This is a genomic window from Massilia sp. CCM 8734, from assembly GCF_011682155.1.
Classification (GTDB): domain Bacteria; phylum Pseudomonadota; class Gammaproteobacteria; order Burkholderiales; family Burkholderiaceae_D; genus Telluria_A; species Telluria_A rubra.
Window position 1 is genome coordinate 1 of record NZ_WHJI01000212.1, and the last position, 382, is coordinate 382.

The 382-nt window shown below is 48.2% G+C and carries 2 rRNA genes; both read left to right on the plus strand.

Annotated features, from left to right (window positions below):
* Positions 1 to 100, plus strand: a 5S ribosomal RNA gene (gene rrf, locus F2P46_RS36295); the annotation flags it as partial.
* 168 nt (positions 101 to 268) lie between these two features.
* Positions 269 to 381: ribosomal RNA gene (rrf, locus tag F2P46_RS36300) — 5S ribosomal RNA — on the plus strand.
* Position 382 lies beyond the last annotated feature (1 nt).

Here is a 382-nt window from a genome sequence, read left to right on the forward strand (position 1 = left end):
GTAAATCGGTACCACCCCTTCCCATCCCGAACAGGACCGTGAAACGATTTTACGCCGATGATAGTGCTGCAACCAGTGTGAAAGTAGGTCATCGTCAGGCTAGTTATAAGAAGAAAGCCCCGCAGAAATGTGGGGCTTTTTTTCGTCCGCAGGTTTTGTGCTGCCGCCATAAAAATTGCTACCAATTAATAAGAATACGCCGTACAATACGTGCTCAGGATTCGAAGTACTGCTGCCCAGTTGGGAGCATCTACTTGTACAAGTTATGCCTGATGACCATAGTAAATCGGTACCACCCCTTCCCATCCCGAACAGGACCGTGAAACGATTTTACGCCGATGATAGTGCTGCAACCAGTGTGAAAGTAGGTCATCGTCAGGCT